At 56.8% G+C, this 26854-nt stretch carries 27 protein-coding genes; 15 read left to right on the top strand and 12 right to left on the bottom strand.

What is annotated here, in order from left to right; translation table 11 throughout:
* Position 1: 1 nt before the first annotated feature.
* Genes B7444_RS09675 through B7444_RS09665 form a run of 3 tightly spaced genes read left to right on the top strand, consistent with a single transcriptional unit; the run spans position 2 to position 2504 of the window.
* Positions 2-730 (top strand): P-loop NTPase family protein, encoded by a 729-nt coding sequence (locus B7444_RS09675; protein ID WP_007282235.1) that lies wholly within the window; start codon positions 2-4, stop codon positions 728-730.
* Positions 730-1683, top strand: coding sequence for an MlaD family protein (locus B7444_RS09670; protein WP_007282234.1), 954 nt, complete (start codon positions 730-732; stop codon positions 1681-1683). The genes B7444_RS09675 and B7444_RS09670 overlap by 1 nt, the downstream gene beginning before the upstream one ends.
* Entirely contained in the window at positions 1680-2504 is an 825-nt protein-coding gene (locus B7444_RS09665; RefSeq protein WP_007282233.1) for a hypothetical protein, read from the top strand. The genes B7444_RS09670 and B7444_RS09665 overlap by 4 nt, the downstream gene beginning before the upstream one ends.
* A 31-nt stretch (positions 2505-2535) precedes the next feature.
* Here the strand turns inward: B7444_RS09665 and B7444_RS09660 are convergent, their stop codons facing one another.
* Both B7444_RS09660 and bioB read right to left on the bottom strand, forming a co-directional pair.
* A complete protein-coding gene (locus tag B7444_RS09660) occupies positions 2536-3840 on the bottom strand; it encodes an Hsp70 family protein (RefSeq protein ID WP_007282232.1) in 1305 nt (434 codons plus the stop codon).
* A 112-nt stretch (positions 3841-3952) separates the two neighbouring features.
* Positions 3953-4978, bottom strand: coding sequence for a biotin synthase BioB (bioB, locus tag B7444_RS09655; RefSeq protein ID WP_048855159.1), 1026 nt, complete (start codon positions 4976-4978; stop codon positions 3953-3955).
* 116 nt (positions 4979-5094) lie between these two features.
* Between bioB and B7444_RS09650 the strand changes: the two genes are divergently transcribed.
* From B7444_RS09650 to B7444_RS09635, 4 genes are all read left to right on the top strand, one after another.
* The gene (locus B7444_RS09650) at positions 5095-5916 is read left to right on the top strand and encodes an acyl-ACP desaturase (RefSeq protein WP_035730093.1); all 822 of its coding nucleotides are present in this window, start codon (positions 5095-5097) and stop codon (positions 5914-5916) included.
* A gap of 92 nt (positions 5917-6008) precedes the next feature.
* The gene (locus B7444_RS09645; protein WP_007282228.1) at positions 6009-6641 is read left to right on the top strand and encodes a Dabb family protein; all 633 of its coding nucleotides are present in this window, start codon (positions 6009-6011) and stop codon (positions 6639-6641) included.
* Positions 6642-6655: 14 nt separating this feature from the next.
* Entirely contained in the window at positions 6656-8815 is a 2160-nt protein-coding gene (locus B7444_RS09640) for a M13 family metallopeptidase (protein WP_007282227.1), read from the top strand.
* A gap of 75 nt (positions 8816-8890) precedes the next feature.
* Positions 8891-9622, top strand: a complete 732-nt coding sequence (locus B7444_RS09635; RefSeq protein ID WP_035730094.1) for a glycine betaine ABC transporter substrate-binding protein — start codon at positions 8891-8893, stop codon at positions 9620-9622.
* Between the two features lie 48 nt (positions 9623-9670).
* Here the strand turns inward: B7444_RS09635 and B7444_RS09630 are convergent, their stop codons facing one another.
* Complete coding sequence (locus B7444_RS09630) at positions 9671-10450, bottom strand: acetoin reductase (RefSeq protein ID WP_007282225.1); 780 nt, start codon at positions 10448-10450, stop codon at positions 9671-9673.
* Between the two features lie 960 nt (positions 10451-11410).
* Here B7444_RS09630 and B7444_RS09625 point away from each other — a divergent pair.
* The 7 genes from B7444_RS09625 to mltG all read left to right on the top strand — a co-directional run bounded on the left by B7444_RS09625 (position 11411) and on the right by mltG (position 17733).
* Positions 11411-12289: a class I SAM-dependent methyltransferase gene (locus B7444_RS09625; protein ID WP_007282224.1), complete on the top strand. Its 879-nt coding sequence runs from the start codon at positions 11411-11413 to the stop codon at positions 12287-12289.
* A gap of 23 nt (positions 12290-12312) precedes the next feature.
* Positions 12313-13059, top strand: coding sequence for a hypothetical protein (locus B7444_RS09620; RefSeq protein WP_231502922.1), 747 nt, complete (start codon positions 12313-12315; stop codon positions 13057-13059).
* Between the two features lie 71 nt (positions 13060-13130).
* Entirely contained in the window at positions 13131-14075 is a 945-nt protein-coding gene (fabD, locus tag B7444_RS09615) for an ACP S-malonyltransferase (protein WP_015074785.1), read from the top strand.
* A 12-nt stretch (positions 14076-14087) separates the two neighbouring features.
* Positions 14088-14828 carry a 3-oxoacyl-[acyl-carrier-protein] reductase gene (fabG, locus tag B7444_RS09610; RefSeq protein ID WP_007282221.1) on the top strand — a complete coding sequence of 247 codons (741 nt, stop codon included), beginning with the start codon at positions 14088-14090 and terminating at the stop codon, positions 14826-14828.
* 202 nt (positions 14829-15030) lie between these two features.
* On the top strand, positions 15031-15270 hold the full coding sequence (locus B7444_RS09605; protein WP_007282219.1) for an acyl carrier protein: 240 nt from the start codon (positions 15031-15033) through the stop codon (positions 15268-15270).
* A 123-nt stretch (positions 15271-15393) separates the two neighbouring features.
* Positions 15394-16677 (top strand): beta-ketoacyl-ACP synthase II, encoded by a 1284-nt coding sequence (gene fabF, locus B7444_RS09600; RefSeq protein WP_007282218.1) that lies wholly within the window; start codon positions 15394-15396, stop codon positions 16675-16677.
* An 18-nt stretch (positions 16678-16695) separates the two neighbouring features.
* On the top strand, positions 16696-17733 hold the full coding sequence (gene mltG / locus B7444_RS09595; protein ID WP_007282217.1) for an endolytic transglycosylase MltG: 1038 nt from the start codon (positions 16696-16698) through the stop codon (positions 17731-17733).
* A gap of 43 nt (positions 17734-17776) precedes the next feature.
* Here mltG and B7444_RS09590 read toward each other — a convergent pair whose 3' ends face one another.
* From B7444_RS09590 to B7444_RS09580, 3 genes are all read right to left on the bottom strand, one after another.
* A complete protein-coding gene (locus tag B7444_RS09590) occupies positions 17777-18652 on the bottom strand; it encodes a lipid-binding SYLF domain-containing protein (RefSeq protein ID WP_007282216.1) in 876 nt (291 codons plus the stop codon).
* Between the two features lie 91 nt (positions 18653-18743).
* Positions 18744-19532, bottom strand: coding sequence for an inositol monophosphatase family protein (locus tag B7444_RS09585; RefSeq protein WP_007282215.1), 789 nt, complete (start codon positions 19530-19532; stop codon positions 18744-18746).
* A gap of 11 nt (positions 19533-19543) precedes the next feature.
* Complete coding sequence (locus B7444_RS09580) at positions 19544-20071, bottom strand: MmcB family DNA repair protein (protein ID WP_007282214.1); 528 nt, start codon at positions 20069-20071, stop codon at positions 19544-19546.
* 81 nt (positions 20072-20152) lie between these two features.
* On the opposite strand from B7444_RS09580, the gene B7444_RS09575 reads away from it, so the two are divergent.
* Positions 20153-21043 carry a glucosamine inositolphosphorylceramide transferase family protein gene (locus B7444_RS09575; RefSeq protein WP_007282213.1) on the top strand — a complete coding sequence of 297 codons (891 nt, stop codon included), beginning with the start codon at positions 20153-20155 and terminating at the stop codon, positions 21041-21043.
* Here B7444_RS09575 and B7444_RS09570 read toward each other — a convergent pair.
* From B7444_RS09570 to B7444_RS09545, 6 genes are read right to left on the bottom strand one after another with little or no spacing between them, the layout of a single operon-like run.
* Complete coding sequence (locus B7444_RS09570) at positions 21009-22109, bottom strand: glycosyltransferase (protein WP_007282212.1); 1101 nt, start codon at positions 22107-22109, stop codon at positions 21009-21011. The genes B7444_RS09575 and B7444_RS09570 overlap by 35 nt on opposite strands.
* Positions 22106-22861 carry a nucleotidyltransferase family protein gene (locus tag B7444_RS09565; protein ID WP_007282211.1) on the bottom strand — a complete coding sequence of 252 codons (756 nt, stop codon included), beginning with the start codon at positions 22859-22861 and terminating at the stop codon, positions 22106-22108. The genes B7444_RS09570 and B7444_RS09565 overlap by 4 nt, the downstream gene beginning before the upstream one ends.
* Positions 22858-23655 carry a sterol desaturase family protein gene (locus B7444_RS09560; protein WP_007282210.1) on the bottom strand — a complete coding sequence of 266 codons (798 nt, stop codon included), beginning with the start codon at positions 23653-23655 and terminating at the stop codon, positions 22858-22860. The genes B7444_RS09565 and B7444_RS09560 overlap by 4 nt, the downstream gene beginning before the upstream one ends.
* Positions 23652-24752: an LptF/LptG family permease gene (locus B7444_RS09555; protein ID WP_007282209.1), complete on the bottom strand. Its 1101-nt coding sequence runs from the start codon at positions 24750-24752 to the stop codon at positions 23652-23654. The genes B7444_RS09560 and B7444_RS09555 overlap by 4 nt, the downstream gene beginning before the upstream one ends.
* Positions 24749-25900, bottom strand: a complete 1152-nt coding sequence (locus B7444_RS09550) for an LptF/LptG family permease (RefSeq protein ID WP_007282208.1) — start codon at positions 25898-25900, stop codon at positions 24749-24751. Before B7444_RS09550 ends, B7444_RS09555 begins: the two co-directional genes overlap by 4 nt.
* Positions 25897-26805 carry a metallophosphoesterase family protein gene (locus tag B7444_RS09545; protein ID WP_035730096.1) on the bottom strand — a complete coding sequence of 303 codons (909 nt, stop codon included), beginning with the start codon at positions 26803-26805 and terminating at the stop codon, positions 25897-25899. Before B7444_RS09545 ends, B7444_RS09550 begins: the two co-directional genes overlap by 4 nt.
* Positions 26806-26854: the final 49 nt, after the last annotated feature.

Raw genomic sequence — 26854 nt, 5'->3', positions numbered from 1 at the left:
CATGGCAGAAGAGAACAAAACTCCCGTGGCAGAACTGAATATCCTTGAGCCGGTTCTGGAACTCCTGGATGCGCGGCCCCGGTTTGATGGCGCCGGGCTGGCATCCGTGCGCTACAATCTGCGTTTAAACCCCGGAGATTGTGCGCTGATCGAATGCCGGGACATGCAGCAGGCCAGCCTGTTTGCGGATATGTGTGTCGGGCTTGTGGACCTGGACGATGGGCACGTTCGATGCATGGGGCTGGAATGGTCCGATCTGGATGGGCGTCGTGTCGCGGCTCTCCGTGGACGCATCGGCCGGATGGTGGCTAATGGCGGCTGGATCGACCTGTATGGTACCCACATGAATATTCTCTGGCCGCAGTTATATCATACTCGCGTGCCGGAAGAGCGTCTGATGCAACGGGCCGTGCAGCTTGGCATGCAGTTTGGTCTCCCCGGCTTGCCGGTCATTTCTCCGGGGAAGCTCTCTCCGTTGGACCGATGCCGGGCGGATTGCGTGCGGGCTTTTCTGGGGGAACCCGCGCTTTTGTTGCTTGAAAACCCCATGGGGAGCGAGAATGGTCCCCTCCTCAACGCGTTTTTGTCAGCTCTGACCGATGCGCGGGATCGTGGCTGTGCGGTTGTCTGGCTTGCACCCGATGACAGTAGCTGGCGGTCCTATGAGTCGGATGCGAGCATTCGCCTGCGTCTTTATGATGATGGACTGTTTTCGATGCGAGGGTCTTGATGTTTCGCGTACGCCGCCCCGACACTGCCCGTCCACTTTTTCAGAACCGCTATGCGGATGAATGGGTTGGGCTGCTGGTTCTTGCGACCATCGTGCTGTTTGCGGTTGCCGTTGCGGAAGCTGGCTTCCTCAAGCAGTGGTTGACACCGGAAAAGAAGATCCATTTCGTGCTGCCTGAAACCGGCGTTGCAGGTCTGGCGATTGGCGATGACATTGAGATCATGGGCGTTCATGCCGGTGAAATCCGCCATCTTGATCTGAACAGCACGGGTCGCATGTATGCGGAAGGCTATATCGAACCCCAATTTGTGCCCTTCATCAAGCAAGACAGTTCAGCCGTAATTCGGCATCGTTTTGTTGTCGCTGGCGCAAGCTATATCGAACTGGGACGTGGGAGAGGCGAGGACATGGATTGGGGCTACGCCGTTCTGAACGCGACTGTGGAAGCCAATCCTGCGGACGTTATTACCCAGACTGTCACAGATGTTCGGAACAAGCTGGTGCCTGCCATGGATAGCGTTCAGGCCATTACCAAGCAGGTCAACGACATGCTGACGGACATGCGGGCAGGCAAGGGAACTGTGGGTGGCCTTCTGGTCAAGGATGATACCCTCCAGCGTGCCAATCAGGCTCTTGAGAACCTGAATGAAGTCATCGCGCGCCTTCAGCCGATTGAAAAACAGCTTGGTGGCGTCATGACCAAAGCTGATGGCACGATGGAGAACGCCAGATCTGCGTCTGCAACATTGAAAAAGAGCATGCCCCAGGTTCAGGAAACGATTGCCCATACCAATGCGGCAACAGCACAGATTCCGGCTCTGATCTCGCAGGCGGAAGCCAGTGCAAACAGTCTGCGCAAACTGACCGATCAACTGCGGGGCCTGTGGCTCCTTGGCGGAAGTGCACAAAAAACGCCGTCTCATCGTCTGCCCGCGGAGGCTGTTCGTCCATGAAGCGCGCGATGTTCCTGTGCCTGCTGTTGGCTGGTTGCTCGTCAGTCAGCAAGGGCCCTGACCCGGATCAGGCGTATGAAAATGCGATGGAAACCGGTCGAAGCGCTTTCGAACTTGGGCACCCTGATCAGTCAGAGAGCCAATATCACACCGCCATGGACCGTGCGCTGATTCGTGATGATGCTGCTCAGATCCATGATGCGGGGTTCAACCTTGCCACGACGTTGCTGGAAGAAAACAAGCCGGCTGATGTCCTGGCGGCTCTGGATCGTACGGAAAAGGCGCTGACGCTCCGTCAGTATAGCCAGACAAGTGATCTGGAGCTTGTCAGAAGCGCGGCCCTGTACCGGCAACATGATCTGACAGGCTCTGAAGCCGCAGCTCTTCTGGCTCTTCAGTCGCCAGATACGACGGTCCGGAACCGGGCTGCTTATCTGGTTGGTTTGAGCGCAGCAGATCAGGGGGACACAACGCAGTTAACCCATATGGAAGCATTGCTGGCGCCCTCGAAAGAGTCTGCTGCTATGCTGGATCATCAGGATCTGGCGGCGCGTCTGGCACTCCTCAATCATGCGCCAGCCCTTGCACTGGATCAGGCCATGTCCCTTACGCAGAAAAGACGGGATGCGCAGGATTACGAAGGGATGCGACGTGCCCTTCTTGTGGCCGCGCAGGCAGCCGAAGCACAGGGAGACATGAGCACTGCCGCTGCTTTACGTCAGCAGGAACTGTCGAGCCGCAGTTTGCAGGAAACCGGCCGTGTGGAGAAAGCGTCCATCACGGTTTCCACCACGAGCGTTCAGGCGGCGGCTACCCGCTGATTGGGACATAGGCCGTCCGGTTTTGCAGCGTTCAGGCGGTGGCGCTGTTTTCCACTTCGATGAGTGCCAGACCTTCGGCAACGGAGACGAATTCCGAACCACTATCGACGCGGTCTGCCCCGAAGCGATCGATAAACAGTTGACGAACGGCGGGCACAAACGAGGTGCCGCCGGTCAGGAACACGCGGTCGATCCCCTTTGTTCCCAGGCCAGTACGCTCAAGCGCGTCGTCGATAGCTGCGGCCAGTTTGTCCAGATCGGGGCGGATCCAGTTCTCAAAGTCAGCGCGTGTGATCGGCTGCTCGATTTTGAGATCCTTGTGGGTAAAGCGCAGGACCGTGCTGTCCTGCCGGGATAAATCGGTCTTGGCCTGACCGATGGCCCGATAGAGGTTGTGCCCTTCCTGGTCTTCGATCAGACGCAGCAGATTGCGGAGCTTCTGCGGGTCCGATGCTGTCTTCGCGACATCTTCGATGTTGCGGAGGGTCTGTGGTGTCCGCATCAGGGACAGACGGTGCCAGCGACCCAGGCTCGCATACCATTCGATCGGAACGGGGAGGGGCTGTCCACCCATGACGCGGTAGGTTGTGTCCCGTCCGAGGGCTGGGGCGATCACGTTGTCTATGATGCGGAAGTCGAACTGGTCTCCCGCAATCCCAACACCAGAGTGGCCCAGTGTCACCGTGCGGGGAGAGCCGTGCGGATCAAAGCGCATGACGGAAAAGTCGCTTGTACCGCCACCAAAGTCTCCGACCAGAACGGTTGCGGGTGCATCGAGACGCTGCATGAACCGCCAGCCAGCGCCTTCCGGCTCAAGAACGACATTGGGTTCTGCAAACCCAGCTTCGACAAAGCTCTCTTTGAGACGTTTTACGCCCAGTTCGTCATCTGCAAGCTCGCCAGCAAAACGTACAGGGCGACCAATCGTAGCGCTGACCTGAGCCGGGCTGATGCCAGCCTTGTCCATAAGGGACCGAAGAAACCGTGCAATCAGGTTCTGAAGCGTCATGGTGGTGGAAAAGACGCGGGTTTCGCGAAAGGAGCCCTGAGCGAGATAGGTCTTCATGGACATGATGAGACGGCTTTCCGCCGGATCGTCCAGATAGGCTTCGATCGCATCGAGCCCGATGGCGTCCTGAAGAACGCGCTTTTTTCCATCCTGATCGAGCCAGAGGCAGAGCAGGGTCCGGCAGGTCTCGGAAGAGGGACTATCTACGAAGTTGAAAACAGCAGGCTGTGTATTGCCCTGCTCGTCTGCAATGACCACGACACTGTTTGTGGTGCCAAAGTCGATGCCGACGCGAATTTTTCGCGCTGTGGAAGAATGCGTCGTCATGCTGGCTGGTCCCGTCCCGAATTCGCGAAGGGCGAGGGTTTAGGAAAGAACGGCAGCCGCGCCAAGAGAAAAAAGCCGGAAGCGCCCCAGGTGAGACGCTCCCGACAGTCTGTCAGGACAGGGCGGCCTCGCAGGCGGCAACGTCCGGAACAGCAGGGCGCAGGGTGCCCATTTCCGCTTCGGACTGAACCATCGGCGTCATGCCCAGAGCGGACAGAAGCTGACGGTCCCGGTGTTCGGCAGGGTTCGGCGTGGTCAGAAGCTTCTCACCGCAGAAGATGGAATTGGCACCCGCCAGGAAGCACAGGGCGTGGGCTTCATCCGTCATGTTCTCACGGCCAGCCGCAAGGCGGACATGGCTTTGCGGCATCATGATCCGGGCCGTGGCAATCATGCGCACGAAGGTGATCGGATCGACGGCTTCGACGTCTCCCAGCGGGGTACCTTCCACGCGCACGAGCAGGTTGATCGGTACGCTTTCCGGGTGCTTCGGCAGATTGGCCAGTGTCATCAGCAGGCCAGCACGGTCGGACAGGTCTTCACCCATACCCACGATGCCACCACAGCAGACATTGATGCCTGCGTCCCGCACGTTGGAAAGCGTGTCGAGACGTTCCTGATAGGTGCGGGTCGAGATGATGGAGCCGTAGAACTCTTCGGACGTGTCAAGATTGTGATTGTAATAATCCAGCCCCGCATCCTTGAGGCGCTGGGACTGCGTGGAATCCAGCATCCCGAGCGTGACGCAGGTTTCGAGGCCGAGGGATTTGACGCCTTCGATCATCTCGCAGACAGAATCGAGATCATGATCCTTGGGAGAGCGCCATGCTGCGCCCATGCAGAATCGGCCTGCACCTGCTGCCTTGGCGGCGCGGGCTTCTTTCATGACCTTGTCGAGCGCCATCAGGCGCTCGGCCTTCACGCTTTTCTCATGGCGCGCGCTCTGCGGACAGTAGGCGCAATCTTCAGGGCAGCCACCCGTCTTGATCGAAAGAAGCGTAGAAATCTGCACTTTTGTGGGGTCGAAATAACGACGGTGCAGTTCCTGGGCGCGGAACATCAGGTCCGGGAAGGGGAGGTTGATCAGCGCTTCAACCTCAGCGCGCGTCCAGTCGTGGCGGACGTCTGGCTGTGTCATTTTCTGAGCCGTCACGGGGCTTTCTCCAACGTTGTTGCGTCACACCTACCCAAAATGGCCCCGGCGTGTCATCTCATCGTCATGATTATGAGCCGGAAAACGGACGAGGCAAAGCAATGAAACACTGGCGTATCGAGCAGATGGACTGGGACTCCTTTGATCCATCCCGCGTGGACCCGGATATCATTCCTCTGGTGAAGTCTGCTTCAGTCGTGGAAAAGAACGGTCTGGATTACGCGGAATATCTGCGTCGGGTCTTTGTTGGTGATCCTGATTTCAGTGCCGCCGCGGCGAACTGGGCAGTAGAAGAAGTTCAGCATGGTGATGCGCTGGGTCGTTGGGCGATGCTGGCTGACCCGAGCTGGGATTATGAAGAAGCCTTTGACCGCTACAGGGCAAGTTACAAGATTGATGCAGATGTTGATGCGTCCATTCGTGGTTCCCGCACGGGCGAACTGATTGCGCGCTGCATGGTCGAGACGGGGACGTCTTCGTTCTATACGGCTCTGGCCGATGCAACGGATGAGCCGCTTCTGAAAGCCATCTGCAAGCAGATTGCTGCGGACGAGTACCGGCATTTCAAGCTGTTCTATGACCACATGCACCGTTACCTGAAGCGCGAGAAGCTCAGTGTCTGGGCGCGGACCCGCATTGCGCTGGGACGTGTGACGGAAAGTGAGGACGACGAGCTCGCTTCTGCCTATCACACGACCAATGAGGGGGAGGATGTTCCTTACGATCACAAGCGCTGCATCGCGGCCTACATGTCCAAGGCGATGGGCTTCTATCAGCAGAAGCACATTGATCGTGTGACCGCCATGATCTTCAAGACCATCGGCTTTACGCCTCACTCAAAGCTTCAGAAGCTTGCGGCGAACGGTGTCTATCGGCTGATCCAGTGGCGCAAGCGGGCATTCCAGCGTCAGGTTGCGGCCTGATCGCTTTATGGGCCGCTGAAATTCACAAGACGGAAGACGCAGTTTTGTGTCATGAAGAAGTGCATTTTCTGTCTTGATACTGGAGCTTGAGAATGGACGTCCGTTCACTTCTATCCCGTCGCTTCGTCTGGGGTGCCGCAGCCCTGATGTCCGTGGCCGGGCTGTCCCAGGGGTTTGCCGCCAAGGCGGACCCGTACTCCCTGCCGATTGCAACCTCTGGTCCTGTCACGAGTGACGCGCCGGCTAGTGCCACGGTTGCGAGCCAGCAACTGGCGAGACAGGTCGGTTATGCCCAGTTCACGGCGGCGGACTGGCATGTCGGCACGGTGCGTCACATGGTTATGTTCAAGTACAAGAAGGATGCGACACCTGCACAGCGCGCTGAAGTCGCGGCCCGCTTCCTGCATCTGGCGCAGGACAGTCGTCGCCCGGATGGCCGGTCTGTTGTCGTGAGCCTGGAGACGGGGTTTCAAAACAGCGGCGAGGGGGTCGAGGGCGGCTTGCAGCAGGCCTTTCTTGTGACCTTCCGCTCGGAAGGTGACCGCAATTACTACGTGGGCAAGCCTGTTGTGACAGATCCGGCATTCTTTGACCCGGCTCATGAAGCCTTCAAGGAGTTTGCAGAGCCTTATATCGATAAGATTATGATCTTTGATTATGACGTGCTGGTTGTCTCCGCTCCGGCAGAAAAGGCCCGCAAGACTTCCCGTAAAAGCGGAAAGTAACAAAAAGTCTCTGTTTGTATGGACGGTTTTTTGACGACGTGATCTTTTATGCCTCATGCTACGGCAACCGCCAGAACATGAGGCACAATGTGAAGACTACAGTTTCTGTTAAACGCCGCCTGACGCAGGGTGCGAGCCTGCTTGCACTGGCCATGGGTCTGACCTCTGTCAGTGCACAGGCCGCCGGTTACAATTCAGGTTGGGGCTTCGATGAAGCCGGCATGAACCGCAGCGTCAAGGCTGGCGACAACTTCTTCGAATATGCCAATGGCACCTATCTCAAGAACCTGAAAATTCCAAGGGATATGAGCAGCTACGGGCCGTTCCGTATTCTCTATGAACTGTCCATGGAGCGTCAGAAGGCAATCCTGAACGAGGCCCAGAAGCATGTCTCGGCGGAACCGTCCGATGATATGGGCAAGATTGGCACGTTCTATGCCAGCTTCCTCGATCAGAAAGCTGTAGACGCGCTTGGTGCCAAGCCGCTGGCGGCAGATCTGGAAAAAATTCACAAGGTCAATGACGCCAGAAGCCTCGCGGAAGCTTTCGGTTCGTCCCTGAAGTCCATGGCATTCTCGACGTTCCAGATTGGCGTTGAGCAGGACCAGAAGGACCCGGAGCACTATATGCTGATGCTTGATCAGGGCATGAGCATCGGTGTCAGTGGTGGTCTCGGTCTGCCGGACATCAGCTACTACACGGACCCCAAGCTGGCCGACAAGAAGAAGGCTTACCAGGCATATATTGCCCGGATGCTGACGCTTGAAGGCTGGCCGGATGCGGCGAAGAATGCGCAGGCCGTGGTGGATCTGGAGACGGCGCTGGCCAAGGTTGAAGTCCCTCGTGACCAGACCCGGGATCCGCTCAAGATCTACAATCCGATGCCTGTGTCCCAGCTTCAGAAGATCGCGCCGGATTTCGACTGGACGACGTTCCTGACGACCGCAGGTCTTCCGGCTGAAGGTCTGGCAGATCGCAAGGTGGATGTGCGCGAGCCGGAAGGCATTGCCGCCATGTCACGCGTTCTGAAAGCCGCAGATTACAACACGCTTCAGGCCTGGCTTGCTTTCCATCTGGCGGACAATGCGGCCACCTATCTGTCACATGACTTCTCGGACGCTTCGTTCGATTTCAACGGTAAGACGCTCTCAGGCATTGCTCAGCAGTCCCCTCGCTGGAAGCGCGGAACCCGTGTAACGAACGGTGCCATGGGCTGGGCGATCGGCCAGATCTACGTGGCCCGTTATTTCCCGCCATCTGCTCAGGCTCAAATCACGGCTCTGGTGCAGGAAGTGAAGTCCTCCTTCCATGACCGCCTTGAGCACAACACATGGATGGACGAACCGACCCGTAAGGCTGCTCTCAACAAGCTGGATCATTTCGCCCTTCAGGTGGGTTATCCGAAAAAATGGTGGGATTACAGCAACCTCGTTGTTCGCAAGGGCGATGTGTACGGCAATGCCGTGCGTGGCGCTGCATTCAACTGGCAGCATGAGCTGAACAAGCTCGACAAGCCGGTGGACCGTGACGAATGGGGCATGACGCCGCAGACGGTAAACGCCTACAACGACCCGACGATGAATGAAATCGTCTTCCCGGCTGCTATTCTCCAGCCGCCGTTCTTCGATCCGAAGGGCGATATGGCTGTAAATTATGGCGCCATCGGTGGCGTGATCGGTCATGAGATGAGCCACGGCTTTGACGATCAGGGTCGTCATTACGATGAGCATGGCCGTCTGAGTGACTGGTGGAGCAAGGCGTCTTCCGATGCGTTCCAGAAGCTCGCAGACCGTCTTGGTGCTCAGTATGACGCACAGGAGCCTCTGCCGGGCACGCATGTGAATGGCAAGATGACGATGGGTGAGAATATCGCTGATTCTGGCGGTCTGAACCTGGGTCTACAGGCCTATCATGACTCCCTGCATGGCAAGCCGGAAACGACTGTACATGGTCTCACGGGAGATCAGCGCGTCTTCCTGGGATGGGCACAGGTCTGGCGTGAGAAGGATCGTCCGGATGCGCTGCGTCAGCAGATTCTTTCGAACGAACATGCGCCTGCTGTCACGCGTGTGAACATGCCCGCGCACAATATCGATGCCTGGTATGATGCTTTTGGCGTAAAAGAGGGAGACAAGCTCTATCTGGCCCCGGATCAGCGCGTAAAGATCTGGTAAGGGTCGTGACAAAATGAAGCGTGAGGCCTATTCCACGGTCTCACGTTTCAACTTCTCGACTGACGGACCTGCCTCATGACGCAAATGACGATCGGCCATCTGTACACCTCGCTTCATGCCGGGTGCGCCAGTGCGGTCGCCCGTGTTCTCGAAGCGCATGAAGTAGAGGTCGAATTCCTGGACCTCGACCCGGAAGATATTGAAGAAGCGCTGGAGCAAGGGGAAGTTGATCTTCTGGTTTCTGCCTGGTTCCCGCGAGACGAGAAATTTTCCGGTCCTGGCTCCCGCGTTATCGGTGATCTGTACCAGCCGCAGGTTTCCTTTGCAGCATTGAAGGTGGTTGGTCCGGTCAACACTCTGACGTCCGCTGAAGTCGATCGTGTCATCGTGGCGGATGACAGCCGGGAAGTTCTTGAAAAAGCCCTGAAGCAGCTTCCGGCCCTGTCCACCCTTCCGATGGAAGTGGTCGGGGAAGCCGCGTTGATCGCACGTCTGGAAAAGGCTCAGGCCGAAGGGGAAGCACCTCTCGTTGTTGCAACACAGCCGCATGCTGTGTTTCACACGTCTTTTCTGACGCTGGTTGAAGATCCGGGCAAGCTGCTGGGTGGTGAAATGTCCGCTCGCATGATCCTGCGTGAAGACGTGGCCCGCAAAGCGGACACGGATCTGCTGGATGAGCTTTCCGAGATGATGCTCGGCAACAAAGTCATGAGTGCGCTGGACTATATGATCGGCGTGGAGGGGCAGGACCCGGATGAAGCTGCCGAAGCCTGGCAGCGCGGTCGCCTCATTCCTCGTGATGCTTGAATATCAAAAGGGCCGGAGAAATCCGGCCCTTTTTTTTGTGATCTCGGATCAACGGTAAACGAGGCCGCCGTCGATCAGAATGGACTGGCCGGTGATGTAATCCGAATCCTTGCCAGACAGGAATGCCACGAAGCCAGCGACATCATCGGCAGTTTCAACGCGGCCGAGGGCGATCCCTTCGACGTATTTTTTGTAAGTCGCGCCAATGTCGGCACCCGTGATTTCAGACATGCGCTTGTCGATCTCGACCCACATGTCTGTTCCGACGATACCGGGGCAATAGGAATTCACGGTGATGCCGGAAGAAGCCAGTTCCTTGGCCGCAGACTGTGTCAGGGCGCGGACGGCAAACTTGGTGGAAGAGTAAATTCCAAGAAGCGGAAAGCCTTCATGTCCGGCGATGGAACAGGCATTGATGATCTTGCCCTTCTTGCCGCTGGCCTGGAAAATCTTGGCGGAGGCCTGGATGCCCCAGATGACGCCCTGTACGTTAATACGATAGATTTTTTCAACCTCTTCCGGTGTCACGTCCAGAATGGGTTTGACCTGACAGATCCCGGCGTTGTTGACCATGATGTCGAGGCCACCGAGTTGGTCGGAGGCGTCTTTAAGGGTCGCATGAAATGCATCGCGGTTGCTGATATCTGCCGTCAGCGCGATGGCGCGACGGCCAAGAGCTTCAACTTCCTTTGCAGCCTGCTGAACAGTTTCCTGTTTGACGTCCAGCAGGATGATGTCTGCACCTTCGCGGGCCAGACGAAGAGCAATGGCCTTGCCGATACCCTGAGCCGCCCCGGTTACAGCGGCAATCTTACCAGAAAGAGACATGCAGAAATTTCCTCTCTCGTCACACGCCACGACATGTGGTTCGCGTGAACGATAAACCTCTTCTGCTTACCGGTTTTGATTTTCCACAAAAAAAGACACATTTTCGGAAATATCCACAAAAAAGTGTTTGTATGACATTCACATTACATTATTTTCAGGGATTAATTATTTATAGTAACTGGTATTTCTATTTTTGGAATTTAATATGAAAAATATATAATTTACGTTATCTTTATAAATACTAATAAAATATAGTTTATTTCCATGAGGGTTTGGATTTTAAAATCGCATTCTTGATAGGGACTGAAAACGGAATTATTTTCTATTTTATAATATTATTCAAATTTTTATCTTTTAGTAATAAAATATTATACGAAGTAAATTATGGTTTATGAATTGTTGTATTTGAGAAGATAATGAATAATTTATGTGTTATTATTTATTGTATAAATTTCTAAATAGTGAAGGTCTTTTGTTGTTCGGTGAAATTTTTGTCTCGTCTCCGGTATTAGGGCAGGTTATGGGGTGTGTTGTCGGTTGGGCTCCAAGTCTTCTGATTTCAACATCCCTCCCGATGGATGATTCCCGCAAGACAAGCGTGCCGGAGTTTCCTCGTCGACAATACCAATGATTTGCTGGAGCCATTACCAGGTCGATGTAAGGCATTACGCCGGGCGGATGTCTGAGAAATCTCGGATTTCACTGCTGGCTACCCTGCTTCAATATGGGACTTTTGCGCGCGCGGGAAGCTTGTACGTCCCGTTTATATACAGCCGAATGCGCAATCTAACCTTCTGGATGCAGTTCTGTCGGGTTTCAAAAGTCATATCCAGTTCATGTAAAAAACGACGCGGATATGGCTTGTGAATGGGGTATTTGCCGGAAAGCAGTCTCGGCTGGTTCTCTTGTTGGTAAAGATGCGTTAATTAATCGTTACTAGCAGGGTGTAACGGTAGAAGAATGACTCATTCCGACAGGACGGATGCAGTTTTTGAGGCTTTTCACAGTCTCAGCGACGAAGAATGGCTGCATGTTCTGACGGCTTCTGTTTTCGCGCGGGAGGTTCGTGGCGTTCGGATGCCAGACTTCCCACCAGACGACGTCCAGCGTGAAATTCACGGGCATAATGGAGAGGTCTCCATTCATGAGGCGCATGTTTTCTACCGTGAAATCAAGGCTTACTGCGCGTATGCCGGTAGACCGGTTCGGCCTGAGACAGCTCTGCTGGACTTCGGATGTGGCTGGGGACGGACAGCGCGTCTGTTCATGAAAGACGTGCGGCCACAGTCTCTTATGAGCGTGGAGAATACGGATCGCTTTCTTATGGCGGCCCGTCGTGCCAATCCGTCTCTTGGCTTTCTTCAGGCTGGGCAGGTGCCTCCGCTCCCGATGGTGTCCGAAAGTCTGGATCTGGTGACGTCCTGGTCCACCTTTTCCCATCTGGATGAGTTTCTTGCAGGCCATTGGATGCGAGAGTTTCATCGGCTTCTGAAGCCGGGCGGGCTGGTCGTTCTGACAACGCAGAGCCGTCGGTTTCTGGCGTTCTGCGCGGAACAGCGTCTGCGTCGCGCGTCCGGAATGAGGTTGGAACATCCATGGCACGAAGCCTGTGCAGACAGTTTTGTTGATGAGGCACGTGCCAATTCGGATTTCGAGGCCGGCCGGTTTCTGCATGCCTCTTCCGCAAAGCCTCCACATTTTCAGGCGCATTACGGAGAAGCCATTATTCCCCGGAATTATGTTCTGAAGGCATGGGGCAGCCTTTTTCGGATGATTGAGTATCTGGATAGTCCTGTGCGACTGCCTCAGGTTCTGATTGTCTTGCAGAAGATCGGATAAGACATCATTTGTCGTGAATGGGTATGATGATCAGCACACTTCGGATATGCGGGCTTACAGCGGCTCTCTTCTGTCTCTCGGTTCACACGGCTTACGCTGCTGATGAGCATGTGACCGTCTCGGGAAAACCTGCTGTTCGCGTGGCGACCTACAAGGACGTCGCCCATTTTTATGAACGCTTCGAAAAATTTCCGGCTGCTGCGCGTGATGGAATATCACTCCATTTTGCAGGTGAATTGCTGCCCGACCACGAACTTCCGTCAAAAGCGCGTCTCGTCATTCATAGTAAGCAGGGCGACATTCCCCTGTTCTTCGGCACAGATCGGGACATGCACTTTCCGCGTACTGCTCCACTCATAGCAGAAAATCCCCCAATTCTTCAGACAGAGTCGATCGGTCATAATGTCCGAACGGAGTTATCTCTTCGGGTGGAAGTGCCTCAGGGTGACAGATTTACGGGTGTTCAGGCCCGTCATTGGCTGACGCAGATCAACGCCTGTATCCGGGATCTGACGGGAGTGATTCTGTCCTGGTTCATGCCAGATGCGCATCGGCTCAAGATTGATCTGGCTCCCGGAGCACGTTTTGAGGCTGTGACTGACGGACATGCCACAATGCTGGCCAGGAACGAAGGGAAAGACCCCATAACGGTGATGCTGCGTCCTCAGGACTATTCGGAAGAAACGATTTTCCGCTCCACCAAGCCTTTTGTGCAGGTTCGCGTCAAAATTCCGGGAGATGCCTATCTGACTTTTACGCCGGACAGATAACCCAGAATTTGACAGAACGCGCATGAAACAGCATCACCCTGAGCCTGTTTTTCATGCCAGCAGGGGGCTCCATGTCCGTTCACGCTTTTGTCTTTCCCGGTCAGGGCAGCCAGTCAGTTGGAATGGGGCAGGCCCTGCATGATGCCTTCGCCTCGTCCCGCGCTGTTTTTCAGGAAGTCGATGACGCCTTGGGACAGAACCTTTCCAAGCTCATGTTCACCGGCGATGCCGACGAACTGACACGGACTGAAAATACGCAGCCCGCTCTCTTCGCAGTCTCACTGGCCACGGTTCGCGCTCTGGAATCCGAAGGTGGTTTCCCCCTGACGGATAAGGCGGCCCTCGTAGCAGGTCATTCTCTTGGTGAATATTCTGCGCTCGCGGCCGCCGGTACACTTGGAATTGCAGAAGGTGCACGCCTCCTGCGTCTGCGTGGTCAGGCCATGCAACGCGCCGTTCCGGCGGGTGAGGGTGGAATGGCTGCTCTGCTGGGTGTTGAAGCCGAGCAGGCTCAGTCGATCTGCGACGATGCGGCTCAAGGGCAGGTCCTTGAGATCGCCAATGACAATGGCGGTGGTCAGATTGTCGTATCCGGCCATATGGAGGCCGTGGATCGCGCTATTTCGCTGGCCAAGGAGCGGGGCATCAAGCGTGCCGTAAAACTTCCGGTCTCCGCGCCGTTCCATTCTTCCCTGATGGCTCCGGCCGCTCGTGAGATGGAAGAGGCTTTGGCCAAGGCAACGCTGAATGCGCCTAAGGTGCCCGTCATTGCCAACGTCACGGCCGCGAAAGTGAATGATCCAGAGGCGATCCGTGATCTGCTTGTCAAACAGGTGACGGGGACCGTTCGCTGGCGCGAGAGCGTGCAAGCCATCGCCGCCATGGGCGTGACGAACATGCACGAACTGGGTGCAGGCAAGGTCCTGTGTGGTCTGGCCCGTCGAATTGCTCCGGACCTTGCGACTGACAATGCTGGTACCCCTGCTGAAATCGAAGCTCTGCTCAAGGCTCTGTAAGGACAACGAACCATGTTCTCTCTTTCTGGCAAGATCGCACTCGTCACAGGCGCATCCGGTGGCATCGGTGCAGCTATCGCCCGTCAGCTTCATGCACTCGGTGCAACGGTTGTTCTCAGCGGCACGCGTGAAGCGGCCCTGAAGGAACTGGCCGATAGCCTCGGTGCGCGCGCACATATTGCAGTTGCCAATCTGTCAGACGCATCCGAAGCCGATGGCCTTGTTGCCAAGGCAGAGGCAGTGGCTGGTGCTCCGCTGGACATTCTTGTGAACAACGCAGGCCTGACACGTGATACACTCGCCATCCGCATGAAGGACAGTGACTGGTCGCAGGTCATGACGGTGGATCTGGAAAGCCCGTTCCGTCTGGCCCGCGCTGCCCTCAAAGGCATGCTGCGCCGTCGTGCTGGCCGTATCATCTCCATTGCCTCCGTTGTTGGAACAACAGGGAATGCCGGTCAGGCCAACTATGCGGCTGCAAAGGCTGGTATCGTTGGCATGAGCAAGTCTCTGGCTCAGGAAGCCGGGCCACGCGGTGTGACGGTCAATGTTGTCGCCCCTGGTTTCATTGAAACGCCGATGACGGATGTGCTGTCAGAAGGCATCCGCGAGAAGCTGGTTGGCTCCATTCCACTGGGTCGGATGGGAAACCCGGATGACGTGGCTGCGGCAGTGGTGTATCTGGCTTCTGACGAGGCTGCATGGGTCACCGGGACGACCTTGCACGTCAACGGTGGCATGGCCATGGTCTGAGACGCTTGGCGTTTCAGGTCAAAGCGTGCTAATCGCGCGCTGCTTTGCCCGGTCTGATGAAGGCCGATGTCCGGTTCGGCCGGCGGCAACGCCTTTTCGCAAGGGGAGGTGGCCTGCGCTGGAAGCCCATGAGGGTTGCTGGACTGGCAGACGGCAATAAGAGTTTTTTGTAACGCCCTGAACGGGCAGAAGGAACAAACAGATGAGCGATATCGCTGACAAGGTGAAGAAGATCGTTGTCGAGCACCTCGGCGTTGAAGAAAGCAAGGTCACGCCGGAAGCGTCTTTCATTGACGATCTGGGCGCAGACAGCCTCGACACCGTCGAGCTGGTCATGGCTTTCGAAGAAGCTTTCTCCGTCGAGATCCCGGAAGATGCAGCTGAGAAGATCGCCACCGTCAAAGACGCGATTGACTACATCGAAAAGCAGAAGGCTGCCTGAGGCGCTTTCGGGACTGGCTTCAGGCTGGTCCCATCCCGCCCTATAATAAACAGGGGCGGATAAACGGAGCAGTCTCAAGGCTGCGCCGTACTGGTCGTTTATAACGTGAGACATGAGGCATCGATGAGCGGGAATGCAATCAACGGAAGACGCGTCGTCGTTACCGGTATCGGTGTTGTCAGCCCACTTGCGGTGGGTGCGGAACTGACGTGGAAGCGTCTGATCGAAGGGCAGTCCGGTATCGGGCGTATTACCCATTTTGATCCTTCCGAACTCCCTGCGCAGGTCGCTGGTCAGGTTCCTGAGGGACCGACCGAAGAAGGCGGTCTCACGCTGTCTGACTGGGTGCCGGTCAAAGACCAGAAAAAAATGGATCGCTTCATCCATCTTGGTCTGGCCGCTGCCATTCAGGCTGTCGAAGACTCGGGCTGGAAGCCTGAGAACGAAGACGATCGCTGCGCTACAGGCGTGATGATCGGCTCCGGTATCGGCGGTCTGCAGACGATTTATGAAGGCTCCCTGACAGTTTCGAGCGGCAAGGCGCGTCGTCTGTCACCGTTCTTCATTCCGTCAGCACTTATCAATCTCATTTCCGGTCATCTTTCGATCCGTTATGGCTTCAAGGGGCCGAACCACGCTGTCGTCACGGCCTGTGCAACGGGCGTACATGCAATCGGCGATGCATCCCGTCTGATCCAGTACGGGGACGCAGACGTCATGATTGCCGGCGGTGCGGAAGCAGCGATCTGCTCCCTGGGTATTGCTGGTTTCTGCTCCGCTCGTGCGCTCTCCACGGGCTCCAATGACGATCCGACCAAAGCTTCCCGCCCGTGGGACAAGGACCGTGACGGCTTCATTATGGGCGAGGGCGCCGGCGTGGTCGTGCTGGAAGAGTACGAACATGCCAAGGCTCGTGGTGCCAAAATCTATGGTGAAATCGGCGGCTATGGCCTGTCTGGCGACGCCCATCACATCACGGCCCCGGCTGAAGGGCATGAGGGTGCATTCCGCGCCATGAAAGCCGCGCTGAAGAACAGTGGTCTTCAGCCGTCTGATATCGACTACGTCAACGCGCATGGCACTTCCACCATGGCTGACGATCTGGAACTGGATGCAGTCGAGCGTTTCTTCGGCGATCATGCCAAGAACCTCGTTATGTCTTCCACGAAATCTGCCATTGGTCATCTTCTTGGTGCAGCCGGTGCCGTGGAAGCCATTTTCTGCCTTCAGGCGATCCGTGATGGTATCGTTCCGCCGACGCTGAACCTTGAGAACCCGGCACGCGAGAGCGTCATTGATCGCGTGGCTCTAAAGGCCCAGAAGCGCAAGGTTGATGTCGCCCTGTCCAACAGCTTCGGATTTGGTGGCACGAACGCCAGCATTATTCTGAAGCGTTGCGAGGGCTGAGCGGAGTTACTTCGGTCTATGCCTGACAGCCAGCCGGACGGCGAAGAAAACAAGGCACCCCTTCTTCCCCCCAAGGCTGGCCGCAAGCTGGCAATTTTCATGGTCCCGTTGCTCTGTATTGCAGCAGCGGTGGCCGGATATGGCCATTATACTGACCCTGGACCGCTTCCGGAAACCAAGGCCTTTGTGATCCCTCGCGGCAATAATGCCACGGTTACAAAGGCCCTACAGGAAGACGGTATCCTGTCGCCCACATGGGCCTCTGGTGCATTTTTTCGCATTTCTGCTTTTCTGACCCATCGTGAGGGGCAGATTCATGCGTCTGAATTTCAGTTTCCATCTCGTGTCTCTGTTGCGCACGTCCTTGAAATCCTGCGCCATGGCAAACCTGTCTCTCATCCGCTGACCGTTCCGGAAGGCCTGACAGCCAAGAAGATTGCGGACATCATCCGTAAGGCGCCAGTGCTGACTGGAGACGTTCCAGAGATTGCAGAAGGCACTGTTCTGCCCCAGACTATCGCTTATGTGTGGGGAACGCCCAGACAGGCCATCGTAGATCGTCTGCATCGCATGATGGATAAACAGCTTCAGGCAAGCTGGGAAAAGCGGGATGTGGAAGCTCTGGATGGCTTGATTCAGAGCCCACAGGAACTTCTGACACTGGCTTCCCTGATCGAGCGTGAAACGGGTGTACCGTCAGAGCGCCCCATGGTGGCGCGGGTGTTTCTGAACCGTCTCAAACTCGGGATGCGTCTTCAGACGGACCCAAGTGTGATCTATGGCCTGAGTGATGGTTTCGGAACGCTGGATCGTCCGCTGATGCACGAGGATCTGCAAACGCCGGGTCCGTATAATACCTATCTTGAGGCTGGTCTGCCCCCGGGACCAATCTGTTCTCCCGGTGTTACCTCTCTGGAAGCCGCCGCTCATCCAGCAGATAGCAAGGCCCTGTATTTTGTAGCGACGGGAGAGGGCGGTCACAATTTTGCGGAGACCCTGCAAGAGCAGGACCAGAATATCCGGGCTTATCGAGAAAAAACTGCTTCGCCACAGTGATAATAAAAAAGCCCCGCATTCAAAGATGCGGGGCTTTTTGTGTTTAGTGGACGGGTGCCAGAGACGAACTCTGCACTCCGCGCGTCTGTGTGCTGTAAGGGCGTGAAGCGTTGTAGTTGCTTGGATACGGGCTGCTGCCTACGGGATCGACGTCCGTTGTGGCGTTCTCTGACGCAGGTGCGGTGGCAGCTGTTGCATGAGCAGTGGATGCTGTTGGCAGCTTGGCAACATTCATCATCATGCGACGGAGAGGATCAGCAGAAGGATTATTCACGCGCATCGTTACGATGACGTCTTCGGGTCCAACAGTCTGGTTATAGTAGGCCCTGTTGGCCCCACTATCCACCGTCAGCTTTGAGCCACCAAGAGAGAGGCCTGCATAGAGACCCTGTGCCTTCTGAGCGGCGTAGATGTCAGTGTTTCTCGCGCCTGCGGTACTGCTCTCCGCGCCGGTCCCGATGGTCGCAAAGGACGCGGAGGCCGTTGCATCAAACTTGAACTGGCTATCCAGGAGGGCCTGGATGCCGCGCTGGGACATGATGAAGAAGATCATTTCCGAGCTCTGTACCCCAGCCTGGATGCCGAGAGAGCCTGTGCTCAGGCGATAGAACGCCGGGTCAGACCAGGAGCCACGCGCATCCCGGCTCATGAGAACGCAGCGCCCTCCGGAGCCGCCGAGCCCGAAGGACATGTTGAGCACGGACGGGCAGACCATGACGGCCTTGGCCTGCGCCAGTAGCTGCTGGGAACGGGATGTTGCGGTCGTATTTGCAAACAGGTCCTGAACGGCGATTGTCGCCTTGTCGACAACGATTTGCTGTTCGCTGGCTGTTGTGGTGGACGTACCAGAGCACGCCGCGAGCGTTGCACACCCTGTGGCGGCAAGAACGGTCGAACGCAGGAGACCGGACAGGGTCATAAAGCTTACCTTCTGCTAACGGCAAAATTGAAGTCTTCCCGCACTATGCGGGAAATGAGGCCAAATCACGAATGGGGATTGGGAAAGGAGTTCAGATTTCCACCTGAACCGCTTCGGAAAGGACCTTGGCAATGCCAGGAGCCGCCGCAAGAATGGTCGCTCCGCCTGTCAGTCCTCCAGTCTGAAGAAAAGGGGATACAGCCGCGCCTGCTTCTTCCAGAATGATGAGAGCGGCCGCGACGTCCCAGAGCTGGATCACGATTTCCAGATAGCCGTCACTGCGACCGCAGGCGACGTCTGTCAGAGCCAGAGCGCCGGAACCACCTGAGCGCGGCATGGCGCCAAGAGCCATGATGGCGCCAACTTTTTCGCCAAACAGTTCGGTCGAAACACGGGAAGACCAGCCCATCTCGATCATGGCTTCCTGCGGGTTGTTGATCGGGGAGGCTTTGATGGGCTTGCCATTCAGAAAGGCGCCTTTACCTTTCTGGGCGGTGAAAACCTCACCGAGCGCAGGGGCTTCGATCACACCGGCAACGGGTTCATCCCCTTTAAGAAGCCCAAGCGAAACACACCACCGATCACGGCCTCGCGCAAAATTGGACGTTCCATCAATTGGGTCCACAACCCAGCGGAATTGTCCTTTGCGCGTAACACCGCCTTCTTCGCCCTGAAAGCCATCTTCCGGGAAGAGCTCCTGGATACGTTTGCTGACCAGAGCCTCAACGGCACCGTCCGCTTCCGTCAGATAGTCCTGCCGTCCTTTCAGGGTGCCTGTCGGGCCTCCGGGGGCGGGGCGCATGGCGAGGGCCAGCATTGCCGCGTCCCGAACAACACTGCGGGCGGCTTCGAGGCGAACGGCGACAGGATCGAAACTCATTGGGGTATTTCCTATTCTGTGCGGCGTGCAGCACGCAGGGAGGCAGTGAGGGCGGGATCTTCAAGGGACATGAGGCGGCTGGCTGCCGTGGTCGCAAACAGGTGCAGGATGGTCCTGCGGCGGGCAGCGGCAAGTTTATGTTCCGCCGGTTCCCGGATGACGGCGCATTCCGCCACGATGCTGTGGAACAGACTATGTGGAACCATGCTGAGGCTGACTGTGATGACGCCAACGTCTTCCGGCAGAACATGCAGCGGGAAGTCATCATCCACGGCAAAGAACAGTCTGTCCGACCAGCTTCGATAGTCGGACCATTTCTGGTCCGTCTGGAAATCACGAATGCCGGATTTGATCTCAATACACGTCAGGCTGTGATCAGGAAGAAGCGCCATGACGTCCGCACGGCGCCCTGCTGACGGTAGGGCGAATTCATTGATCGCGGCCCAGCCCATGGTGCGGCAAAGCGCCAGAACAGCCCGCCTTATGGCGAGTTGTCTTTCGGGGAAACCGGGTGTCATCTCGGAAAGAACCGAACTCATGGTTCCATATTGCCCCGATCTGCGCTTTACGTCTGCCCCTGTTCTCGTTTTTCCCTGTTTGTATTTTCAAGGAGAGTCGGCATGCCGTTCCTGCGCACGGATCACTGGCGTTGCGCCATCATCCACGCTCCTCTGACCGATCTGATCCGGGCGGGAAGCCTGAACGGATTTGCGGTCACAACCCTGCCAGACATTGGAGATCATCGGTTTCTCGCAGATCCCTTTGGATTATGGCGTAACGGAAGACTGCATGTCTTTGCAGAAGCCTATGATTACCGCAGCCCGAAAGGCGTCATCGAGGTGTTGGTCTATGACCGCACCGGGCGGCTTATCGAGCGCGAAGAAGTGCTGCGCGAAGACTGGCACCTTTCTTATCCCTATGTGTTCGAGCATGAGGAAGAGACGTACCTTCTGCCAGAAGCCAGTGCATCTGGCCGGTTGACCCTCTACCGGGCAACACAGTTCCCCCTGGGTTGGGAAAAGGTCGAGGCGTTCAATTTCCCGGAAGCTGCCATTGATGCGACGCCTTTCCACCATGCCGGGCGGTGGTGGATGTTCTGGACGCCAGCCGGTACGCGAGAAGAGCGCCAGTCAACACTCTATCTCTCGGTGGCTGATGACCTTATGGGGCCGTGGACGTCTCTGGGTCTTTTCCTGAACGATCGCGCAGGGGCACGGCCAGGAGGAACGCCGATCGTGGTCGATGGGGAAATCTTCCTTCCCACACAGGACTGCCGCGGCACCTACGGTCAGGGTATTCGCCTGTTGAAAATCGAAGGATTGGAGCGTGGATTGCCGAAGGTCACGCCGGACGCGGTTCTGGACGCGCCGGCTGTACTCCGTCGCCGCTTTCCTGATGGTTTTCACACGCTATCTGCAGCCGGGCAGGTCACGCTTGTGGATGTGAAGCGTGTGGGGTTTGGCCCCAAGCGAGACTTTATGAACGTGAAGCGTCGTCTGGGGCTGGGCTAAAGCCGGGTAGTCGATCAAGGACAGTATTACCCTGTCTCAGGAAGGCGTCAGGGCCAAAGCGGTCCAGCACGCGCTTGCGGGACAGGGTACCCATGGCGTGCAGCTTCTTCGGGTGCATGATGAGTTCTGCAATGGCGCTGGCCAGAACGGGGGCATTGTTGAATGGCACAACCAGGCCAGAGTGCCCGTCATCCATCGTATGGGGGATTTCGCCAGCCGGTGTTGCAATCACAGGCAATGCGCAGGCCATGGCTTCGTGGGCCGCGACACACATTCCTTCCCAATGGGAAGGCTGAACGTAAAGGTGAAGGCTCGAAAGAAAGCCTAGAGGCTCTTCACAGTGCCCGAGAAAGTCAACGGGTAGCTTCTTGTCCTGAACGATCTTCTCAAGAGCGTCTCGTTCAGGGCCATCGCCCGCCAGCACCACCCGATAGGGGGGCAGGTCTGGATGGTCGCGCAGAAGATCCAGTGCTTCGAACAGCAGGTCGTATCCTTTAACCGCATGGAGCCGACCAAGGCTACCGATCCGAACAACTTTGCCCTTCTTCCACGCTGCCGCTTTCGGGCTGGCCGGATTTGCCCGGAAAATGGGCCAGGTCATGACCTTGTTTCGCAGGCCTAGGCTATTGCGCGAAAAGCTTTCGACTGTAGGGGAATCCGCAACCCAGAGGGCGGCTTTCCGACACAGGAGACGCAACAGGATATTGTTCCCCTTTTTCAGACGGGCGGAGTGCTGCCAGTGAACCGCCGGAACGCCCAACCTGTTGGCCGCTCTTTGGCCCAGCAGGGTTGCGCGGGTCAGAGAGGTCCAGATCAGGGCTGGCTGAAAAGCATCCATTTCATCACGGAGCCAACGCCATGCCGCCAGATGATCTTTATTGCTGCCGGAGCGGACGCGAACCTTGATCCCCTGCTTCTCCAGAACGGGGATGGCAAGCCCGTCCCGCTTCTCAAGGCTGAATACCGTCACTTCGCCGCCCCGGTTTTGGAGAACGGAGATGATGTCAGGGATGGGAAGTTGCGCGCCGCCACATTCCAGCGAATTGATAACGTAGGCAATTTTCATGAGGGACGTTGTGCCAGAAGCTCTTCGGCCAGGATAAGATCGGCTGGCTTGTCGACATCTACGGCGGCCTGACCGTCCGACAGGGGGACAAGACGAACGCGTGCGCCTGTCAGGGCTTCAATACGCTGACAGAGCGCTCTGGAATCCAGCCGTCCCAGAAGAGCGCGGAGAAGTGTCCCGAACCCAAGCGTCCGCGCCATTTTCAGCGGGCGCTTACGATCTTTCTGCAAGCGCTTCCAAAGCTCCACGACCGCCTCGGCGCGCGGTGTTCCCATCCAGAAAAGATTGCACCCCGAAAAACTCATGTCCGATAGGCGGATATAGGTGCGCTTTGTATTGGGAACATCCCGCTCAACGGTCGCCTTGAGTGCAACGCCGACAGCCAGATCGCAGTTCGCAGTTTTGCCGAGAAACTCCGTGATCCACTCGGGGCGGAGCAGCGCATGGTCTGCGGTCGTGACGAGGCAAGGCGTACCAATATGGGCCAGCGCCTCGGCAACGCTCTCACTGGGGGAGGGCGCGGCTTTCAGAACCTGAGCCGTGCCAGCAATATCACGGATGCAGGCAGGGGCTTCAATGCTGATGGTAACGGGGCCAAGGCCCGGGGTAGCGTCAAGTGTTCTGAGAACACGCCCAAGCATGGGCTCCCCTCGAACAGGGAGAAGTGCCTTGTGAGACACTTTCCCCAGTTGGGCGAGGATATCCTGCTCACCATCGCGGGAACCGGCAAGAACGAGAACGGGAAGAGTCACGCCGTGCGGCTGCGGTCTGAGGCTGGACGGGCACCGTCTGGTCGATCTTTCGGAGCAGAGCCCGTCAGATCCATGACCCAAGGGTAGCGCTTGGCTTCTTCGATGTCGTAGCCGAGATTGAAGACATGTTGGCTACGGGCGCGATCGCGGGCTTCCCGATAGAAGCTGCCAAACAGGCGGTCCGGCACATAATTTGTGATGCCATAATTGCCGTCTTCATCGTGGAAATGATGCAGAACGTGAAGTTGCTTGATATGGGCAACCCACTTCCAGCGCGGCTTGTAAGCCAGATGCTGGATGCAGTGGAAGAATTCATAGATGCACGTCATCACCAGCGCCGTGGAAAGCGCGCAGAAAGAGCCGCTCCAGCCACTGATGAGATACCCGATCGGCATGGTGATAAGAGCCATCGTGGGGATGGTGTTCAGGGGTGATCCGAACAGCACATCCAGAAGATGCGGGTCCTGATGATGATCGAAATGGATGCGCTTCCACAGGGCCGCAGTCCAGTGGTTCCGATACAGCCAGCGCCCGTGGAGGATGAAGCGATGGATCATGTACCAGGCCAGAGGATAAACGGCGATTACAACCGGGGTGGGGATCAGTGTGTCCCACAGGCTGTGGGAGAAGTGAAGGGCTCCAAAGGCTGCGGCGGCAATCAGCGCAAAATAGAGAAGGATCGTCGGGTAGGTGAGGTAGGCAATCCACAACTGGGGCAGTGACATCTTGCCCAGATCAAAGCTGCGGCCCGTCCGCAGGGACGACATGTTATGCCAGGGTTTGGACTTGCTCATTTTTCCTCCATCCGCAGGATCCAGGTCATCCCCAAAAAGGCGCCTAGCAGCGGGCCCGCACTGGTAGCCAGAGGTGCTCCAAGCGTTCCTGCATTTCCGAGTGCGGAAATCATTCCCTGCAGGATTACGAAACCCATGCCGGCAGCCAGTACATAGACCGGAAGCGGATTTCGAAGTCCTGCCCGTGGAGGGATATAGATCACCGGCAGCGCCAATAGAAGCATTACTGCAATCTGAAATGGAAGAATGATGCCACTGAAGAGTGCCATGCGATATGTCGCGCGTGGCAGACTGGCAGGGGCGCCCTTGTGAAGAATAGCCCCGATCTGCGCTGGTGTAACGGCAGCATTGTCTTCAGAGAGGGTCATAATCATCTTGGGGGTGGCCGGAATTTCGAAGCGGTTGTCACCCCCCGTTATTTTTACGAACGCTCCGTTATCCGTGAGCGTCAGATCCTGCGCCCCTGTCGGATGCCAGATCTGCCCGTCGTAAGAGAGTGTTGCCGCGTGCTCCGTCCCTGTCAGGAGGCCGCTGGCGTCCCGGTGGTAAATCGTCACGTCCCGCAGGAAGGCTCCACCATTCGCATACTGGCCGATCCGCACAAGCGTCGGTCCTGTACGGAACCAGAGAATGCGTTTTGCAGGTGTGTCCGGTGTTGCGGCATCCGGATCAGTTTTGTTCCACCACGTTGCAAGGGCGTTTTCGCAGGGGGGAATGACCCAGTACTGCACCGCCGTCGCGGTAAATCCGACAATCAGAACGGCAGGCAGAAACCGCTGGTACAGCCCCACAGTCGAAAGGCCTGATGCGCGGAGTGCGGCCATTTCTGACGAAAGCGTCATCTGCATGAGCAGGAACAGCGCCCCGATCATGAACGCCAGCGGTATGATTTCTACACTCAGGGCTGGTAGATGCAGAAATGCAAACGTCAGAATGCCACGAAAGCCCAGATTTCGGTTCAGGATGGGCGTTGTTTTTTCAAGAAGCGCCAGAATTTCGAGCAGGGAAACAAGAACCGCACCGCACAGCATGAAGCGCCCGAGAAGGGCGCGGTTCAGGTATCGGTACAGAACGTGTTGTGGGGCATGTGCAGTCATGAGGGACGAACCAGCTTGCGACGTCTCCAGGATCCGCGGGAGCGGCGAAGAAGCGTGGCGGGACAGGCGATACAGAAGAGAGCCAGCGGCACCCAGATGGCCAGCCAGATCGGCAGCCGCCCTGTAGCCGCCAGACTATGACCAAACATAAGGGTCTGATCAAAGCCCACCAGAATGGCCGAAACGGCGATTAGGCCCCATACGGATCTGCGTCGTCTCGAACCGATGGCCAGCGCCACGGCCAGAGGGGGGATGAACGGGATCGCCAAAGCGTGCGCTACACGGAAATCCATTTCCGCACGGAGTGTGCGGTATTCGATCCCGGGTACGCCGTACCGCAGGTCATGAGCCAGCTCAAACAGGGTCAACTCACGCTCATCCGCTCCTCTGGAGCGGAAAGAATTTGCCTGGGTCTGCCGATCAATAATGCGGACCACATGGGAAAAATGGGTCACTGTCGGCTTGAAATTGGCATGATTGGGGAAGGGATCATCAACGATTTCACCATTCCATAAATCAAGCTGGGTGCTGCGCAGCTTGTTCGAAATGGTGAGTTGTCCCGTTTGAGCCGTGATGACGTGGGCCATGCCATTCTTGTTTACTTCCCGAATGAAGATCCGTTTCATCCGTGTTCCCGCGTGGCTCACATTATCTGCCGTCATCACGGCTGTGCTGGATGTCGATGCAAACATGCCGGCCTGAAGATGCGGAGCCCATCCCGTATGCGCGGCAAAATAGAAACCTGCCCGGTAATCATATCGGGCGACCGGCTGAATATATCCGTAAAGCAGAACGCTCGCAGCACCGAGCATGAGGCCGACGAACATGAACGGGCGGCTGATGCGCAGAAGGGAAACCCGACCTGCTTCAAGCGCATCAATCTCGTTATTATCGCTCATTCCGCGAATGGTGAGGAAGACGGAAATACAGAGGGCCGCAGGGATCGCGATTCCGAAATAATGCGGAAGAAGATCTGTCAGCAGCTTGATACAGGTCGCCAGGGAGCTTCCTGCCGAAGCCAGATAGTCAAACAGAGCCAGAAGCCGCTCAAGAAGCAATGCGATCAGCATCGCTACCAGGGCAATCACGAACGGCGGTATCATCTGCGTGAGAAGATACCGGTCCAGTATGGTGGCGCGCTGTTTCATGCGCGGCTGTTCCGCGGACGTACCCAGGACGCTTTTTCCGTAATCCGGCCATCGGGTCTGTGGCGAGACATCTGAATGGCCCAGCCATCGTCCTGCGCATGAATGGAAAGATGGTTCCAGCAGGCCTGTCGATGTTCCCGTTTGTCCATAAGAGACGCTGAGGCTACGCCGAGCAGGGGAATGTCCGTGCCGGGAATGTGGGTCAGGGTCGCGTCATGGGAATGACCATGCAGGACGATTTCGGCGCCCGTCCGCTTAAGGACGCGGGCAAAGGCCCGGTAGTCGTGCAGGGCCTTGCGCCATGTCACCAGACCGCGTCTGGGTGGGTGATGGATCATGACAACACGGCACAGCCCGGCGTCTCCAAGCTGTTTCAGAAGGGCTTCAAGCCGCGCTAACTGCCTACGTCCAACGCGCCCATAGGCCATGAAAGGCGGCGTCGGCACGCCCGAATTCACACCTACAACAGCCACACCATCATGAATGCGCGCATACGGATAGGATGTAGCAGACCATGTCTTCCACTGGAGCAGGCCTTTTTCGGCTGGCTGGCGAATCATGCAGTCATGGTTGCCCGGAATGACCATGGCGGTAACCGGAAGCTGTTTCAGCCAGTCGGCAGCCAGGGCAAATTCGTCCGGTGTGCCGAAATTTGTCAGGTCACCACTGACCAGAATGGCATCCACATCACTTCTGGTAATGTCCTGCACGATCGCGGCGCATGTTGTCGCCAGATGTACGTGACGCCGATGCTTTTTCCAGGAGAGGAGGCTCAGGGCGCGCTTGTTGAGGGCGTCACGCCAGTGCACCGGCGGGGGTGGAAGATGAGGGTCCGACAGATGGGCCAACGTGACGGCACGTGCTGTCCGCGGAGTGCGTGTTTCTGCGGGACGTGTGTGGGGCATTTGAGAAACGTGGCCTTAGTCTGTCTTTCTACCAGAAGGAGACACCCAT

The organism is Gluconobacter thailandicus F149-1 = NBRC 100600 (assembly GCF_000964465.1).
In the GTDB taxonomy this organism is placed as follows: domain Bacteria; phylum Pseudomonadota; class Alphaproteobacteria; order Acetobacterales; family Acetobacteraceae; genus Gluconobacter; species Gluconobacter thailandicus.
This window is presented reverse-complemented; position numbering and strand designations above follow the sequence as displayed.